Origin of the sequence: Roseobacter cerasinus, from assembly GCF_009811755.1 — a bacterium.
GTDB classification, from domain to species: Bacteria; Pseudomonadota; Alphaproteobacteria; order Rhodobacterales; family Rhodobacteraceae; genus Roseobacter; species Roseobacter cerasinus.
In genome coordinates this window covers 677,744-693,614 of record NZ_BLIV01000001.1, presented here as the reverse complement: position 1 = coordinate 693,614, position 15,871 = coordinate 677,744, and the positions used below count along the sequence as shown (strand labels likewise).

The window sequence follows — 15,871 nt, the reverse complement described above, 5'->3', positions numbered from 1 at the left end:
GCCTTAGACGGTTTGCGGACGCATGTCGTCTTTGCTGATGCCAGCAACCTCGACAGGCTTCTTCATCGCGTCACGGCGGAACGGATCCCCCAGCTCCTGGTTGATCATGGCTTCGATCAGCGTGGTCACACCGTTCTCCATCTGATCCTTGATCGCCTGGTTCAGCGCGGCGGTCAGCTCTTCCTGGGTGCGGGCGACCACACCTTTCAGACCACAAGCTTGCGCGATCCCGGCATAGGAGACCTCGGTGTCCAGCTCGGTGCCGACGAAGTTGTCATCGAACCACAGCGTGGAGTTCCGCTTTTCCGCGCCCCACTGGTAGTTGCGGAAGACGATTTGCGTGATCGCAGGCCATTCGCCGCGGCCAATCGCCGTCAGCTCGTTCACCGCGATGCCGAAGGCGCCGTCACCCGCGAAGCCCACAACCGGCACGTCCGGCTGGCCGATCTTGGCACCCACGATGGCAGGCAGACCGTAGCCACAGGGGCCGAAGAGGCCGGGGGCCAGGTACTTGCGGCCTTCCTCGAAAGACGGGTAGGCGTTGCCAATGGCGCAGTTGTTGCCGATGTCCGACGAGATGATCGCCTCAACCGGCAGCGCGGCCTGGATCGCACGCCATGCCATGCGCGGGCTCATCCAGTCCGGCTTGGCGGCGCGGGCACGCACGTTCCAGTCGGTGCCGGGGTCGTCCTGCTCGTGTGTGAGCGAGGTCAGTTCCTGCGCCCAGGCGGATTTGGTCTGGGCAATATGCGCTTTGCGCTCGGCGCGGCCTTCGTCGCCGGCGGTGTCGGAGAGCTGCGCGAGGATGCCGTTGGCCACTTTGGCGGCGTCACCCACGATGCCGACGGTGACCTTCTTGGTCAGGCCGATGCGGTCGGGGTTGATGTCCACCTGGATGATTTTCGCATCCGCAGGCCAGTACTCGATGCCGTAGCCGGGAAGGGTGGAGAAGGGGTTCAGGCGGGTGCCGAGGCAAAGCACAACGTCCGCTTCCTTGATCAGCTGCATCCCGGCCTTGGAGCCGTTGTAGCCCAGCGGGCCGGCGAAAAGCGGGTGGTTGCCGGGGAAGGCGTCGTTGTGCTGGTAGCCCACGCAGACCGGCGCTTCGAGACGTTCGGCCAGAACCTTGGAGGCTTCGATGCCGCCTTTGGACAGAACCACTCCAGCGCCGTTCAGGATGACGGGGTTTTTCGCATTTGACAGGATCTCGGCCGCTTTGGCGACGGAGTTTTCACCACCGGGGGAGACTTCGAACTCGATCGGGTCGGGGATCTCGATGTCCACAACTTGCGTCCAGAAGTCCCGTGGGATGTTGATTTGCGCCGGGCCAGACAGACGCTTGGCCTTGGCGATCACGCGGGCCAGAGTTTCGGCGATGCGCGAGGGGTCACGCACTTCTTCCTGATAGGCCACGCAGTCAGCGAAGAGGTGCATCTGTTCCATCTCCTGGAAGCCGCCCTGACCGATGGTCTTGTTGGCGGCCTGCGGTGTGACGAGCAGGCAGGGCGTGTGGTTCCAGTAGGCAGTTTTCACGGCGGTCACGAAGTTGGTGATGCCGGGGCCGTTCTGCGCGATCATCATCGACATTTTGCCGGTGGCGCGGGTGTAGCCATCCGACATCATGCCGGCGGAGCCTTCATGCGCGCAGTCCCAGAAGGTGATGCCTGCGTCGGGGAAGATGTCGGAGATCGGCATCATGGCGGAGCCGATGATCCCGAAGGCATGTTCGATGCCATGCGATTGCAGCGTTTTTACAAAGGCTTCTTCAGTTGTCATTTTCATCGGGCGTTTCCTTGATTGATCAGTGGTGATTCTGGGCTGGGGGTTACTTAGAGGGTTGCGTTAAGGGTCGTTAGGGCCAGTTAATGGCTTCGCTTAGACCCAGATGGGCCATGTCGCGGATCTCGCCTGCGACCACATCGATGCCTTTGGTGATCCGGTTCGCCGGGATCGAGGAATAGGCCAGTCGATAGTAGCTTTTGGGGCGGGTGGGGCCGGAAAAGAAGGCGTGTCCGGATTCGATGAGAACACCTTTGGCCTGTAGGCGGCGGGCGAGCTCTTGCGTGTCGACGGTGTCGGGCGCGCGCATCCAGAAGGACGACCCCCCGTAGGCGCCCTGTCCTGCGATCTGCAAATCGTTTGCGGCGATTGCCTTGGCCATCACCTCGCGCCGGTCATGCAGGGCGGCCCCCATGCGACGAATGAGCGCGTCGTGATGACCGAGCGAGAGGAAATAGGCTGCGGTGCGCTGCACGTGCCCAGGCGGGTGACGCAGCACGCTGGCGCGCAGCGCGCGGGCCTCGCGGATGAAGGGTTCGGAGCCCACGAGATAGCCCAGCCGCAGCCCCGGGAAGAGCGATTTCGAGAAGCTGCCCACATAGATCACGCGGCCATCGGCATCCAGGCTCTTGAGCGCAGGTGAGGGGCTTTTGAGAAAAGACATCTCAAATTCATAGTCATCTTCGACGATCAGCGCATCCATCTCGGCGGCCCGCTCCAGCAGGTCATGCCGGCGGTGCATGGGCATGGTGTTGGTGGTCGGGCATTGATGGCTGGGAGTGGTGAAGATCACATCCGTGTCGGGCGGGATCGCGTCGGGCGGCATGCCGTCGGCATCAACCCGCACCGGGGTGACGTGGCAGCGTGACTGGCTAAGGATATCCCTAAGCGCATGATAACAGGGGTCTTCCAGCGCCGCGCGGCGGCGTTGTGTCAGCAACACCTGCGTCGTCAGCCAGAGCGCGTTCTGCGCGCCCAGGGTGATCAGGATCTGCTCGGGGCGCGCCGTGATCCCCCGGCGCGGGAGGGTGTGCCGCGCGATGAACTCGATGAGCTGCGGGTCGTCCTGGTCGTAGTAATCGGTGGTCAGCGCGGTGAAATCCTTCTGCCCCAGCGCTTTCAGCGCGCAGAGCCGCCAGTTGGCGTGATCGAAAAGCGCGGGGTCGGCCTGGCCGTAGATGAAGGGATAGCGATAACCGCCCCAATCGGGCGGCTTGCGCACGGTATCGCCGCCGGAGAATTTCTGGCCAATCGCGCGGGTCCAGTCGACCGCATCGGGACCTACTTCGCTGGGTGCGAAGGCGGGCGGCACGGGGGCGTTGTCGGACACGAAATAGCCGGACCGGCCCCGCGACGTCAGATAATCATTGGCCAGAAGCTCGGTATAGGCGATGGTGACGGTGATGCGGCTGACGCCGAGATGGGTCGCAAGCTTACGCGTCGAGGGCAGCTTTTCCCCGCGCTGGAAACGACCCGACAGGATGCCCTGCGCAATCATCTGCTGGATCTGCGATTGCAGAGTCCCCTGGGCGTCAGGATGCAGAAAGAATGTCTCGACGGGCAACGCCATGTGCTCAGCCTATTCTGGATATAGACTGATCGCAATCTGGCATTAGTCAGGCGCGAAACGGCCTGACAGCTCCCCCCAAATGCACAGTCCGTGGAAACCAAAACACTAATTATTGAAACTATGGGTATCATTTATGCTCATATATTGCAAGTGGTCTTATATACACCGCGCTCGCAGGCTGACTGGACCTATCGGCGGCGCTGCTAAGGTCTTGTTCTGATTGTCGGCTGGGGTTTTGCAGCTGATCAAGACGCAGAGCCAGAAAATGCGCCACGCCTTGATCGATATCAGAGACAGATCGGTTTTTTAGGCGCAGAAGAATCGCGCTCAACGAAAGGATAATGCCATGAAAGATGCGGTTCTGGAAAAATCAGGTCCGGATCCCGCTGCTGTTGCGGGACTAGGGTTTGAACAGGAAGATTACCCCTACGACACCAAGCTTGATCGCGCCCGGTACGAGGCGGAGAAAGCCGCGCTCCAGGTCGAACTGCTCAAGGTGCAGCACTGGCTGCACGAGACCGGGCAGAAGGTGGTGATGCTCTTTGAGGGCCGCGATGCTGCGGGCAAGGGTGGCACCATCAAACGGTTCATGGAGCATCTCAACCCCCGGCAGGCGCGTGTCGTAGCGCTGAATAAGCCCACGGACGAAGAACGCGGCCAGTGGTTTTTTCAGCGCTACATCAAGCATTTGCCAACGGATGGCGAGGTCGTGCTCTATGACCGCAGCTGGTACAACCGTGCGGGCGTCGAGCGGGTGATGAACTTTTGCGCGCCGGGCGATTATCTGGAGTTCATGCGTCAGACCCCGAAGTTCGAGCGGATGCTGACACGCTCGGGCATTCGTTTGTTCAAATACTGGTTTTCGGTCACGCGCGCCGAGCAGCGCGCGCGGTTTACCTCACGCGAGACCGACCCTTTGAAGCAATGGAAGCTCTCACCCATTGACCGGGCCAGTCTGGACAAATGGGACGACTATACCGAGGCAAAGGAGGCCATGTTCTTCTACACCGACACGGCTGATGCGCCTTGGACGGTCATCCGCTCTAACGATAAGAAGCGGGCGCGGCTGAACTGCATGAGGCACTTCCTCGCCGCCTTTGATTATCCGGATCGGGATGAGGCTGTTGCTGTTGCGCCTGACCCGCTGATCGTGCGTACCGCGAGCCATGTGGTTCATTCATCGGACCACATCCTGGCGTCCTCCCTGCACCCCAAATCCCGACGTCGTACATAAGAAAAAAGGAGATCGACATGAGCCACGTCCCCCATAATGTCTATGAAGAGTTCCCTGATCGCGCGCAGCAGATCGGCGCGCGAAAGCTGATTGATCCGCGCTTCAGGAAGCTTTTGGACAGTTATCATGCGCTGAACCGCGCCATCCATAGGGCCGAAACCAATGTGGAGCCGACGGATGATTTCCACATGCTGGAGATGCGCAAGGAGCGCCTGCATCTGAAGGACGAAATAGCTGGTCAACTGGCTATGGTCTGACCTGCGGGCGGACAGCCCGCGGGCCGGGGAGAGGGACAGCCCCGGCCCGCGGGTGCCGCATCAGGGACAGGCCGCCGTGTAGCGGGAGCCGTCCGGGTTCTGATAAGTGCAGTTGCGGCTGTTTGTACCGGTCGGGCGGACAAGCTGGTTGCCTGCGATGGCGCCAGCGGCGGCGCCGACCAGCGCGCCCCGACCACGGTCGTTGTCATCCAGAGCATACCCAGCCGCAGCCCCGCCGAGTGTGCCCGCGATGGTGTTTTGATCCTGCGTGGCGCAGGCCGCAACCGCCGCGATCAGCGGCAATGTGAGAACAATCTTACGCATTCGCTTACTCCTTTACACTGACCTCTCAACGTGCCGTCTCATGGGAGGTTCCGTTTGAAATGCGCCGTGACCAGGTGGCGCGCGGAAAGACGCCGATGCGGGGGGCAAGCGATTTGGTTTTGGCCGTTTTGCGTGGCTGTGGCAGAGTTGCGGCGGCGAGGGTCAACTTGGGAATGCCATGTCGCGTCATCTGTCGTTCTGGATCGGGTTTTTCGCGGCGGCCCTCGTGATTGTGCCTGTGGCGGTCGGGGCCTGGGGCGTCACGCAAGGGTTTGCCCGCGACTGGGCCGCGACCTTTTTCATCGTGATCTGCACCTGTGTCGGCCTGCTGGTGATCGGCCTGCTTTTTCGCGGGGTGATCCTGCGCAGGCTCACAGGCCGCGCAGAGGCGACGGTAGAGGACATCTCGTTCACGCTGATCTCGGGTGTCTCGGCGGCGGTGGCGCAGGACCGGGCGGCGGCGGAGCGCGAGGCCGACAAGCTCGCCCGGGTGGTGCTGGGCTGGTACGCGTGGTCGAATTTCTATCGCTGGGTGATCGGCACGGCGCTGGCGCTTCTGCTGGCGTTTGCGTCTTTCACCGGGACGGTGCTGCTCTTCGAGCAGATAGCCAAGCTGGAGGATCAGACCCGCGTGATGCAGGCCCAACAGGAGCTGATGGACGCCCAGACCCGCTTCATGGAGAGCCAGACGCAGCGGTTGCAGGAACAGGCGCAAGCGGCGGCGATGCAGAACGAAATCATGACGCTGAATCTGGTGAACCAGCTGCGTGATCAGATGCTTGCCTCCATCGACGCGCGACCCTTGGGCGAGTGGCTGCGCTCCTTCGGGGTTGCGGGCGTGGATGACCCGGTAGTCAGCCAAATCACATCGCGCGAGGGGTGTGGACTGGGGTTCAACCAGGATCACATCCTGCACTCACACCCGAGCACAGCAACGCTGGGTGCGATCGTCACTTTGACAACCAGCAAGGCGTTGGGCGCGCGGGTCATCGAGGCGCTACGGTTATTGACCCAGGATCGCCACGGCGGTGTTGCCCTAGGTGCGCTGATGATCCTTGAAGAGATTGGCCACCCCTATATCGAAGCGGAGGTGCATCTGCGCAGTGTTATGATCGCCGAACCGGTCTTCTTGCGCAACGCGTCCTACAAGCTTGTCTTCCAGGCGTCCTATGTCGCAGCCTTATTCTGTGCGGACTGTCACGTGCATGTCGGAACATCGGTCTTCTTCAAGAGGGTGCCGCATTCGATGTCTGGCTTTGGCAACATCCTTGTGCGGCAGGACGCACAGGATCCGTTGAACGGTGTCACTGTTCTCCATCGCTCTGACGATCTGCCGCAGGACTGGGATGGTATACGCCTCAGCAAGAGCGCATACTTCCCGGAGGACTACACGGCTTGGCTCACGCAACATGACGCGGGGCCGATGTGTAAGGAAATGGCAGGGCTGGCTCGGATCAACCCGCTCCTGGCCCCCATGGCACCGGGGGTATCCTCCGCGCGGGGCGCGGAGGACAGATGATTTAGCCAAAGACGCGGGTCAGTGCGCCGTCGACCGCCGCACAGATCTGATCGATGTCGTCTTTGGTTGCGATCAGCGCGGGTGAGAAACACAGTGTATTGTTCTTGCCGGGCAGCGAGCGGTTGGTGGCGCCGATGACCACCGCCTGCTTCATGCAGTCGCCAACAACGGCTTGCACCATCTTCTCATCAGCCGGGTCGCGGCTCTCGCGGTCTTTCACCAGCTCCGCACCCAGGAAAAGACCCTTGCCGCGCACGTCGCCGATGACGGCGTGCTTGTCTTTCAGCTCGCCCAGCTTGCCCAGCATGTAGTCGCCCATGGCAGTGGTGTTTTCGAGCAGGTTTTCATCCTCGATGATGCGCATGTTCTCCAGCGCCGCCGCCGGGCCTGCGGTGCAGCCGCCGAAGGTGGAGATGTCGCGGAAGTAGTTGAGGTGATCCGAGGTGTCGTCCTTGAACATGTCGAACACGGCTTCGGTGGTCGCGAGGCAGGAAATCGCCGCGTAGCCAGAGGCCACACCTTTTGCCATGGTCACCATGTCCGGCTGGATGCCGTAGTGCTGGTAACCGAACCATGTGCCTGTCCGGCCCACGCCGCAGACGACCTCGTCGATGTGCAGCAGGATGTCGTATTTTTTGCAGATCTCGGCAACGCGCGGCCAGTAGCCTTCTGGCGCTTCAATCACGCCGCCACCCGCTGTGATAGGCTCAAGGCAGAGCGCGCCCACGGTGTCGGGGCCTTCGCGCAGGATGATCTCTTCGATCTGATTGGCAGCCCATTCGCCGTAATTCTGCTCGGGCGCGCCCTCCTGCTCGTGCTTGCGGTATTCCAGGCAGTGCGGCACACGGATGAAGCCGGGCGTGTAAGGACCATACTGCGCGTTGCGCTCATCCTGGCCACCCGCTGAGAGGCAGGCAATGGTGGTGCCGTGGTAGTCGCGATCACGGTAGAGGATCTTGTGCTTCTTGCCGCCATAGCGCTTGTGCGCGATCTGGCGGACCATCTTGAAGGCCTTCTCATTCGCCTCGGAGCCGGAGTTGGCATAGTAGACGCGGTCGAGCCCGGGCATCTTGGTCAGAAGCTTTTCGGCAAAGAGCGCGCCGGGGATCGAGCCCACGGTGCCGCCAAAGAAGTTCATTTTCACGATGGCGTCGCGCACCGCGTCGCCCATGCTCTCGCGGCCATAGCCCACGTTGACTGTCCAGACACCGCCCGAGACAGCGTCGATGTGCTCGATGCCCTTCTGGTCCCAGACCCGCAGGCCCTTGCCTTCGATGATGATCTTGGGATCAGCGCCTGTAAAGAAAGGCTGGTGCTGGATCAGGTGGTGCCAGACATTTGCGCGGTCCGCTTCGACGACGCGGCTGAGGTCGTTCTCGTTGAAATTACCGTCCATGGGTCGGGCCTTTCTGTTGGCGTAGAATCAGGTGAAATCGGATGGCGAGCAATCCGGATTTGGCTGACATGACTGTTTTTGTGGCACCCGCAGTAGGGCCAGATGTGCTGCAACGATAGATCCAGATGCTGGGCGCAATCAAGCGATATCGGTCGCATCGCCCTGTTATTGTGGGCCAATTGAGCCGCCCGCGTCAAATCTGCAGTCTTTTGGCCCCGTTGACCGGTGCCGCTTTTGTGAGCGACGGATGGCTGATGCAGATCCCTGACGCACTTTGGCGGGTGACCGCGCCCGACGCTGGGTCACGTGGTCTCCGCTTTCGAGACGGGGGGCGTGGGCTTTGGGGCTAGGGGATGTCATGGAACTCAGGTGAACCCGGTACTGCCGGTGGTGACGCTGGGCCTGCGCGATCAGATGGACTGGAAGGCGGATGCCTCAGGTAAAAACTGGACTCATTGAGGAGGCAAAAGTGGACGTTTTCTCTGGGGTATCCCACGCCACTATGCGCGCACAAACGGCCAGAACAGCGGTTTGGCTTCGGGAAATTGAAATCTTGTTTTTCAAGGGTTTGCAGTTTTCTGCAGGCAGATAAGAAGAGAGGCGCATTTTTCGGGCAGTTTCATCCGAATGACAGTTTTGTATCAATAATGCTCTTGCAGGCAGTGCATTTCTGACATTGGATATTCACGTGCAAACGAAGAGCAATGGCGGTGACAAGCCGCAGTGCACCAAATGAAGGCCGGTCTGGAAGGGCTGGCGTATGATCAACGGGAGAACGAAATGATCAAGAAGACAACATGTGCTTTTGTAGCAGGTGCCGTGATGGCGCTGAGCGTGCAGAGTGCGGCGGCGGATGGCCATGGTGAGATCACCATTGGCTACTTCCTTGAGTGGCCGATGCCGTTCCTGGCGGCCAAAGCCTCCGGTGCTTATGATGAAGCGCTGGGGATGAAAGTGAACTGGGTGTCGTTCGAAACCGGCACGGCGATGTCGGCAGCAATGGCGTCGGGTGACGTGCAGATGTCTGTCTCGCAGGGTGTGCCGCCTTTCGTGATTGCGACCTCCGGCGGCCAGGACATTCAGACAGTGGATGTGGCCGTATCCTATTCGGAGAACGACAACTGCGTTGTGCATGCTGATCTGGAGATCGACAAGGAGACCGCTGGTGAGCTGGCAGGCAAGAAAGTGGCCGTGCCGCTGGGGACAGCCGCGCACTACGGCTTCCTGCGGCAGATGGACCATTTCGGTGTTGATGTATCCACCCTACAGGTCGTGGACATGGCGCCGCCAGAGGGTGCAGCCGCTTTGAGCCAGAAGGCTGTGGATTTCGCCTGTGGTTTTGGCGGTGGCCTGGGCCGGATGATGGAATATGGCAACGTGCTGTTGACCGGCGCGGAAAAGGAAGAGCTTGGTATTCTTGTGTTTGATGTCACATCGGCACCGGCGTCCTTCATCGCGGAGAACGGCGATGTCGTGGCCAAATTCCTCAAAGTCACCGCAGATGCCAATGCCGACTGGACCGCGAACCAAAGCGAAGAGATGCTGTCTGTGATTGCACAGCAGGCCGGTATGGATCTCGACGCCGCGCGCACCGCCATTGGCGGATTTACCTTCCCCTCGATTGAAGAACAGCTTTCCGAGAAGTGGTTGGGCGGAAACGCTGCCCCCTTCATGCAGGGCGTGGCAGGCGTGTTTGTGGAGGCCGGTTCAATCGGGTCGGCACTCGACAGCTATGAGGACTCGGTGAACACGGGCCCGCTGCAAGCTGCGAGCGAAATGTAAAGTCGCCGGGCGGCGCGGGACAGTCCCGCGCCGCTTCGCAAACAAGGCAGAAGGCGGGGTCAACCCCGCCCATTTTTCCGCTATGCGCGGGCAATAGGTGGGGACGTGATGACATGACCGGATTATCCATAAATAGTTTATCGATGCGCTTTGATCTGCCGAATGGCAGCCATGTGCAGGCTTTGCAGGACGTCTCACTCGACCTCAAGGCGGGCGAGTTGCTCAGCGTGCTGGGGCCCTCGGGCTGCGGCAAGACCACATTGCTGAACATCGTGGCGGGGTTTCTGGCGCCTACCAGCGGAGAGCTGATCCTGAATGGTCACAAGGTGACCGGGCCGGATGCCGAGCGTGGCATGGTGTTCCAGCAGGGCGCGCTGTTTGAGTGGATGTCCGTGCGCGAGAATGTGGGCTTTGGCCCCTCGATGAAGGGCACACCCAAGGCCGAGAAGGACGAGACGGTCGACCACCTGCTCGACGTGGTGGGCCTGCAGGACTTCAAGGAAAAGGCGGTTTATGAGCTCTCGGGCGGGATGCAGCAGCGCGTGGCGCTGGCGCGGTGCTTGGCGAATGACCCGGATGTCATCCTGATGGACGAACCGCTGGGCGCGCTCGACGCGCTCACGCGGGAGAAGATGCAAAGCCTTGTGCTGAAGCTCTGGAAAGAGACCGGCAAGACGATCATCCTGATCACCCACTCGGTCGAAGAGGCGCTGCTTCTGGGTGAACGCCTGATCGTGATGGCGCCGCGCCCCGGGCGTATCCACACCGAATACCGGCTGCCTTTTGCGGATCTCGGCGTGAATGCCGATCTGCGAGAAGTGAAGAAACACCCCGACTTCGGGCCCAAGCGGGAAGAGATCCTGAACATGATCTGGGATATGGAAGAAGAAATCATGGGCGGGAAGGAGAACGCGGCATGATCCCTCTGCTGATATATGTCACCATCTTTGTGGCGGCGTTCTTCATCGTGACCAAGGTCGTACAGGGTGCTGGCCTCAAGGACTACACCTCGCTCAAGACGGTGACCTTTGGCGATGAAAGTGCTGTGCGCCCCAACCGGGCGGCGGGCATCATCTCGATCCTGACGATCTTCCTGATGTGGGGCATCTTTACCGGCTCCAGCCTGCTGCCGGGCTTTCTGCATGCGCCGGGGCCTTATGAAGGGACAACGACATTCACCTATACGGCTGAGGCGAATGGCCAGAGTGACGATGCGACGGTCACCGTTGTTGTGCATCCGCGCGAAATCAGCACGGACGCGCCCGAGGTCGACCCGGGCGATGGTTTTGCCAAGAACGATTCAGCCGCGATTGCGCAATGGCGTTCGGGGCTGATCCGGGTGGATCGGAACGATGAGCTGGGCCGTGACGACGGTGCAACTGTTGTGGCCGTCAACGGACAGTCCATCGCCCCCGGTCAGACGGTTGCGGTGGATGGCGGGACTGTCACGCTTAGCGACCGGGGCACACCGAACTTTGAGCCTGCCAAGGGCTGGCAGATGGAGCCACTCTACCTGCCCGCGCCCGAGGCGGTCTGGACCCGGACCATTGAAGTGGTCAGCTCCGGCTTTCGCAACTTCACCCTGGTTGAGCATCTGGGCTATTCGCTCTTCCGCGTGATCGTGGGCTTTGTGATCGGCGCTCTGGTGGGCATCCCGCTGGGCTATGCGATGGGGCTGAGCGACTGGTTCCGGGGCTGGTTTGACCCGATTGTCGAGTTCATGCGGCCGGTGCCGCCCTTGGCTCTGATCCCGCTGGTGATCATTTGGGCGGGTATTGGTGAGGCGGGCAAGATCATCCTGTTGTTCCTGGCTGCGTTGTGGATCATGGCGATTGCGGCACGTTCCGGTGTGTCCGGCGTGAAGATCTCCAAGGTGCACGCTGCTTACTCGCTGGGGGCCAGCAAATGGCAGATCATGCGTCACGTGATCATCCCCAACTCGCTGCCCGAGATCTTCACCGGCGCGCGGGTTGCCATGGGCGTTTGCTGGGGCACGGTGGTTGCGGCTGAGCTGGTTGCGGCGGAGCAGGGGGCGGGCATGATGATCATGACGGCCTCGAAGTTCCAGAACACCGATATCGTGATCATGGGCATCATCCTGATCGGTGTGATCGGCTTTGGCATCGACATGCTTATGCGGTGGGCCGAACGCATGCTCGTCCCGTGGAAAGGGAAAGGGTAAGCCGCGCCTCAGTTTAGTGACTGCGTGACTTACACCAGTCAAAGACATTCATCGAAGGCTCCTCTGGGGCCTTCGATTGCGTTTTGAGACACCAAAGGCCGACAATAAGATGACATGGCTCTAGGTGCCATCTGCGGGGTCTCGCAATCCCACCTGAAGGGGAGCGCCACCATCATGCGTGCCTTTCAGAGCGCGACCTGATAGAGGCGAGGCAGGCCGCACGCCCCACCGCTCAGGAGAAGAATAATGCCCGATCATGTCATCCCGGCGCCCGAGATACCGGCCATTCCCACAGTTGATGGCGCAGCTTTCCCGGTCAGACGCGTCTATTGCATCGGGCGCAACTTCGCGGCGCATGCGGTGGAGATGGGGCATGACCCCAACCGGGAGCCGCCGTTTTTCTTTCAGAAAAACCCTGACAATCTCGATGCGTCAGGTGATTTTCCTTACCCGGCGCAGTCGTCCGATGTTCATCATGAGGTGGAACTGCTGGTTGCCTTGAAATCCGGCGGCACAAACATCGCTTTGGATCAGGCGCTTGACCATGTCTGGGGCTATGGCGTGGCCCTCGATATGACCCGACGCGACCTGCAGGGTGTGGCCAAGAAGATGGGCCGCCCCTGGGAGATCGGCAAGGCGTTTGAGCGGTCGGCACCGGTGGGGCCGCTGCGGCCGGTGTCAGAGGTTGGTCACCCCGATCAGGGGCGCATCTCACTCACCGTGAATGGTGAGGTGCGGCAGGAGGGGGATCTCAATCAGATGATCTGGAAGGTGCTCGAGATGATCTCCTATCTCTCGGAGTACTTCGCGCTGGCTGCCGGTGATGTCATTCTGGCGGGCACGCCTGCGGGTGTGGGGGCCGTTTCGCGAGGCGACACCATGCATGCGACAATCGAGGGGGTCGGAGAGCTGACGGTCAAGGTGGTCTGACCTCTCACCCATAGAAATAGTCGACCAGAAATAGCGGGATCGCCGGGATATAGGTGCACATCAGCAGAACGGTCAGCAGGACCGCGATGAAATAGATGTTCACCTTGGTCACGTCCCAGATGTTGGCGCGGGCCACCGCGCAGGCGGTGATCAGAACGCTGGCCACGGGTGGCGTCTGCTGCCCAATGGCGAGGTTCAGCGTGACCACGAGACCGAAGTGGATGGGGTTGATGCCCACAGCATCAATCAGCGGGATGACAATTGGCACGACCAGAATGATCGCGGCGGCGGAATGCAGAAAGAAGCCGATGATCAGGAAGAAGAAGTTCAGGATCAGCAGGATCAGCCACTTGTTTTCCGTGATGCTGAGGATGCCAGCGGCCAGCTCCTGCGGGTATTGCGCCCGGGTCAGGAACCCTCCCATCACGACCGACGCCGCCACCAGCAGCATCACCACCGCCGTCTGCATCCCGCCATCGAGCATGGAGCGCTGCAGGTGCCGCAGATCGACCTGGCGGTACCACAGGCTGATTGCGATGGCGGCCAGAACCGCGAGGCCCGCCGCTTCGGTTGCCGTGACATAGCCACCGAAGATGCCGCCGAGGATGATCACCGGCAGGGCAAAGGTGGGCAGCGCGTCGACAAAGGCTTCCCAGAGTTTGCGGCCTGAAAATGCGTCTTCTCTCGGCAGGTCGTAGCGGCGTGCGAAATAGTAAGCCACGCCCATCAGACCTGCGGCCCCCATGAGGCCCGGCACCACGCCCGCGACAAACAGTTGCTCGACCGAGACATTGGCCGAGGTGGCGTAGAGGATCATGGGAATGGATGGCGGGATGATGATGGCAAGCGAGGCCGATGAGGACGTCACCGCCGCAGAGAGCGCGCCGGAATAGCCGCGCTTCTTCATTTGCGGGATCATGACGGAGCCCATCGCTGCGACATCGGCCACGGCGGAACCCGAGATCTCCGCGAAGAACAGCGACACGCCGATGTTCACATGCGCAAGCCCGCCCCGGATAAAGCCGATGAGGGCGGCGACGAAGTTGATCAGCCGGTCTGTGATCCCACCTGCGTTCATGATCGCGCCAGCGAGCACGAACATCGGGATCGCGATCAGCGAAAATTTGGTCGCGCCGCCGTACATGTCCAGCGCGACATTCACCAAAGACCCGGTGCCCTCCAGCACCAGCAGACCTCCGATCGCGGAGACGGCGAGTGCCACGCCGATGGGCACATTCAGGCAGATCATCGCAACCATCGCGATGAAGATCCCCAGCATCAGCATCAGGCGTTCCCCGCTTTCTTCATCTCGGTTTCCACTTCTTCCTCGATTTCCGCGTGCTCAAGCGACACGCCCGCCGCCGTTCTGCGCCAATACTCTGGCAGGCTCAGCGCCTGACAGATCAGGAAGAGCACCGCTCCAATGGGGATGACGGACTGTGTGAAGCTGATCGGCACCCAGGTGAGGGACACAAGCGACATACCACCCAGGATCGTCATTACCGTGTAGCCAGCCCAAGCCAGCAGGATGAAGAACCCGGCGGTTATGCCTTCCGCGAAAGCGACCGCCCACATCCGGGTCGGCATGCGGATCGACAGCAGAACCGAGTCAAACCCGATGTGCCTCCGCCGCAGCGCGGCCAGGGCCGACCCGTAGTAGGTGATCCACGCCAGCAGGATCGCGGCAACCTCGTCGTACCAGGCGAGGCTTGAGCCAACCAAGCGGTAGATGACGGCGACAACAACGACTCCCGTCAGGATCACCATCAGGAAGATCACAAAGTATTCGAGGACGACCTCAAAGAATCTGCGGAGCCATGTGAGCATAAAACGCCTCTGCCGGTCGCCATGCGCCGGTGCTGTGTGAGGAAGAGGGCAAGTGCGGGCAGGGGGCCAACACCCCCGGCCCAGATCGGGTCAGGACCCAGATGCGAGGGTCTGAATACGCTCAATCAACTCCGCTCCACCATCGACGGATGTAGCGAATTCCTCATAGATCGCGGCAGAGGCATCAATGAAAGCCTGATTGTCGGCCTCATTGACTGCCACACCCGCCTCGCGGATCACGTCGAGCAGGTCGGTTTCCAGCTTGGTGGCATGCGCGTAGACGAAATCCTGCGTCTCGGCCCCGCAGGCTTCGAGATCGGCGCGCACGTCTTCCGGCCACTTCTGCCACTGGCTTTCAGCCACAAGAACGTATCCCGGCGTATAGACATGGCCGGTGATCGACAGATACTTCTGCACCTCCTGGAACTTGGCCGAGGCGATCTGGGCGTAGGGGTTCTCCTGCCCGTCAATCACGTTGGTCTGCAACGCGGTAAAGACTTCTGAGAAAGCCATGGGCGTCGGGTTTGCGCCATATTGCTGGAACATCTTCACGCGCCACTCGCCGTTGGGCGTGCGCAGCTTGATGCCTTGCAGATCGTCTGGCGTGTTGATCGGACGCGTGTTGTTGGTGATGTGGCGGAAACCGTTCTCGAAGTAGCCGATAATCCGATAGCCTTGGCCGAGGGCTGCCTCTTGAAACACATCGCCGAGTTCAGCCTGAATGCGACGCATATGGTCGCGGTCTTGCACGATGTAGGGCATCTCGAAGACACCGAACTCTGGCGCGACAGACGACATGACCGAGGAGGGCAGCGAGAAGTGCACTTGCCCGAGCTTCAGCTTTTGCAGCAGTTCACGGTCTTTTCCGAGTTGGCTGGCGCCAAAGGTCTGGACTTCGGCCCGGTCACCCAGTTTGCCGTTGGCGCATTCAGCAAAAGCGTTTGCCGAGGCTTCAAAGAGCGACCCCGGATTGCCCACATGCCCAAACCGCAGCGTCAGATCTGCCGCCGTGGCCGCCACTGGCATCGCCACCGCCGCCACACTCGCCAGTATGGTTGCTTTCAGTGTCAT

14 protein-coding genes are annotated in these 15,871 nt (G+C 60.9%); 7 read left to right on the top strand and 7 right to left on the bottom strand.

Annotated features, from left to right (window positions below):
- Positions 1-3 precede the first annotated feature (3 nt).
- Both xsc and pdxR read right to left on the bottom strand, forming a co-directional pair.
- Positions 4-1,782 carry a sulfoacetaldehyde acetyltransferase gene (gene xsc, locus So717_RS03460; RefSeq protein WP_159974786.1) on the bottom strand — a complete coding sequence of 593 codons (1,779 nt, stop codon included), beginning with the start codon at positions 1,780-1,782 and terminating at the stop codon, positions 4-6.
- Positions 1,783-1,852: 70 nt separating this feature from the next.
- The gene (gene pdxR, locus So717_RS03455) at positions 1,853-3,349 is read right to left on the bottom strand and encodes a MocR-like pyridoxine biosynthesis transcription factor PdxR (RefSeq protein ID WP_159974785.1); all 1,497 of its coding nucleotides are present in this window, start codon (positions 3,347-3,349) and stop codon (positions 1,853-1,855) included.
- A 346-nt stretch (positions 3,350-3,695) separates the two neighbouring features.
- Between pdxR and ppk2 the strand changes: the two genes are divergently transcribed.
- Together ppk2 and So717_RS03445 are read left to right on the top strand one after the other, a co-directional pair.
- Entirely contained in the window at positions 3,696-4,583 is an 888-nt protein-coding gene (gene ppk2, locus So717_RS03450; protein WP_159974784.1) for a polyphosphate kinase 2, read from the top strand.
- A 17-nt stretch (positions 4,584-4,600) separates the two neighbouring features.
- On the top strand, positions 4,601-4,840 hold the full coding sequence (locus tag So717_RS03445) for an HP1242/YdcH family protein (protein ID WP_159974783.1): 240 nt from the start codon (positions 4,601-4,603) through the stop codon (positions 4,838-4,840).
- 60 nt (positions 4,841-4,900) lie between these two features.
- Here the strand turns inward: So717_RS03445 and So717_RS03440 are convergent, their stop codons facing one another.
- Positions 4,901-5,164, bottom strand: coding sequence for a YMGG-like glycine zipper-containing protein (locus So717_RS03440; protein WP_159974782.1), 264 nt, complete (start codon positions 5,162-5,164; stop codon positions 4,901-4,903).
- Positions 5,165-5,342: 178 nt separating this feature from the next.
- On the opposite strand from So717_RS03440, the gene So717_RS03435 reads away from it, so the two are divergent.
- Positions 5,343-6,683: a hypothetical protein gene (locus So717_RS03435; protein WP_159974781.1), complete on the top strand. Its 1,341-nt coding sequence runs from the start codon at positions 5,343-5,345 to the stop codon at positions 6,681-6,683.
- A gap of 1 nt (position 6,684) precedes the next feature.
- On the opposite strand, the gene So717_RS03430 is transcribed toward So717_RS03435, so the two are convergent.
- Positions 6,685-8,079 (bottom strand): aminotransferase family protein, encoded by a 1,395-nt coding sequence (locus So717_RS03430; protein WP_159974780.1) that lies wholly within the window; start codon positions 8,077-8,079, stop codon positions 6,685-6,687.
- 780 nt (positions 8,080-8,859) lie between these two features.
- Here So717_RS03430 and So717_RS03425 point away from each other — a divergent pair.
- The 4 genes from So717_RS03425 to So717_RS03410 all read left to right on the top strand — a co-directional run bounded on the left by So717_RS03425 (position 8,860) and on the right by So717_RS03410 (position 12,973).
- On the top strand, positions 8,860-9,861 hold the full coding sequence (locus tag So717_RS03425) for a taurine ABC transporter substrate-binding protein (RefSeq protein WP_159974779.1): 1,002 nt from the start codon (positions 8,860-8,862) through the stop codon (positions 9,859-9,861).
- 113 nt (positions 9,862-9,974) lie between these two features.
- Positions 9,975-10,781: a taurine ABC transporter ATP-binding protein gene (locus So717_RS03420; protein WP_159974778.1), complete on the top strand. Its 807-nt coding sequence runs from the start codon at positions 9,975-9,977 to the stop codon at positions 10,779-10,781.
- Complete coding sequence (locus tag So717_RS03415; protein ID WP_159974777.1) at positions 10,778-12,043, top strand: ABC transporter permease; 1,266 nt, start codon at positions 10,778-10,780, stop codon at positions 12,041-12,043. Before So717_RS03420 ends, So717_RS03415 begins: the two co-directional genes overlap by 4 nt.
- Before the next feature lie 246 nt (positions 12,044-12,289).
- A complete protein-coding gene (locus So717_RS03410; protein ID WP_159974776.1) occupies positions 12,290-12,973 on the top strand; it encodes a fumarylacetoacetate hydrolase family protein in 684 nt (227 codons plus the stop codon).
- A gap of 4 nt (positions 12,974-12,977) precedes the next feature.
- Here So717_RS03410 and So717_RS03405 read toward each other — a convergent pair whose 3' ends face one another.
- The 3 genes from So717_RS03405 to So717_RS03395 all read right to left on the bottom strand — a co-directional run bounded on the left by So717_RS03405 (position 12,978) and on the right by So717_RS03395 (position 15,871).
- Entirely contained in the window at positions 12,978-14,258 is a 1,281-nt protein-coding gene (locus tag So717_RS03405; RefSeq protein ID WP_159974775.1) for a TRAP transporter large permease, read from the bottom strand.
- Positions 14,258-14,800, bottom strand: coding sequence for a TRAP transporter small permease (locus So717_RS03400; RefSeq protein WP_159974774.1), 543 nt, complete (start codon positions 14,798-14,800; stop codon positions 14,258-14,260). Before So717_RS03400 ends, So717_RS03405 begins: the two co-directional genes overlap by 1 nt.
- Before the next feature lie 90 nt (positions 14,801-14,890).
- On the bottom strand, positions 14,891-15,871 hold the full coding sequence (locus So717_RS03395) for a TRAP transporter substrate-binding protein (RefSeq protein WP_159974773.1): 981 nt from the start codon (positions 15,869-15,871) through the stop codon (positions 14,891-14,893).

What these genes read in the sequence shown, in the direction of transcription:
- xsc (WP_159974786.1), bottom strand. Translation starts at nt 1,782, where the DNA reads ATGAAAATGACAACTGAAGAAGCCTTTGTAAAAACGCTGCAATCGCAT.
- pdxR (WP_159974785.1), bottom strand. Translation starts at nt 3,349, where the DNA reads ATGGCGTTGCCCGTCGAGACATTCTTTCTGCATCCTGACGCCCAGGGG.
- ppk2 (WP_159974784.1), top strand. Translation starts at nt 3,696, where the DNA reads ATGAAAGATGCGGTTCTGGAAAAATCAGGTCCGGATCCCGCTGCTGTT.
- So717_RS03445 (WP_159974783.1), top strand. Translation starts at nt 4,601, where the DNA reads ATGAGCCACGTCCCCCATAATGTCTATGAAGAGTTCCCTGATCGCGCG.
- So717_RS03440 (WP_159974782.1), bottom strand. Translation starts at nt 5,164, where the DNA reads ATGCGTAAGATTGTTCTCACATTGCCGCTGATCGCGGCGGTTGCGGCC.
- So717_RS03435 (WP_159974781.1), top strand. Translation starts at nt 5,343, where the DNA reads ATGTCGCGTCATCTGTCGTTCTGGATCGGGTTTTTCGCGGCGGCCCTC.
- So717_RS03430 (WP_159974780.1), bottom strand. Translation starts at nt 8,079, where the DNA reads ATGGACGGTAATTTCAACGAGAACGACCTCAGCCGCGTCGTCGAAGCG.
- So717_RS03425 (WP_159974779.1), top strand. Translation starts at nt 8,860, where the DNA reads ATGATCAAGAAGACAACATGTGCTTTTGTAGCAGGTGCCGTGATGGCG.
- So717_RS03420 (WP_159974778.1), top strand. Translation starts at nt 9,975, where the DNA reads ATGACCGGATTATCCATAAATAGTTTATCGATGCGCTTTGATCTGCCG.
- So717_RS03415 (WP_159974777.1), top strand. Translation starts at nt 10,778, where the DNA reads ATGATCCCTCTGCTGATATATGTCACCATCTTTGTGGCGGCGTTCTTC.
- So717_RS03410 (WP_159974776.1), top strand. Translation starts at nt 12,290, where the DNA reads ATGCCCGATCATGTCATCCCGGCGCCCGAGATACCGGCCATTCCCACA.
- So717_RS03405 (WP_159974775.1), bottom strand. Translation starts at nt 14,258, where the DNA reads ATGCTGATGCTGGGGATCTTCATCGCGATGGTTGCGATGATCTGCCTG.
- So717_RS03400 (WP_159974774.1), bottom strand. Translation starts at nt 14,800, where the DNA reads ATGCTCACATGGCTCCGCAGATTCTTTGAGGTCGTCCTCGAATACTTT.
- So717_RS03395 (WP_159974773.1), bottom strand. Translation starts at nt 15,871, where the DNA reads ATGACACTGAAAGCAACCATACTGGCGAGTGTGGCGGCGGTGGCGATG.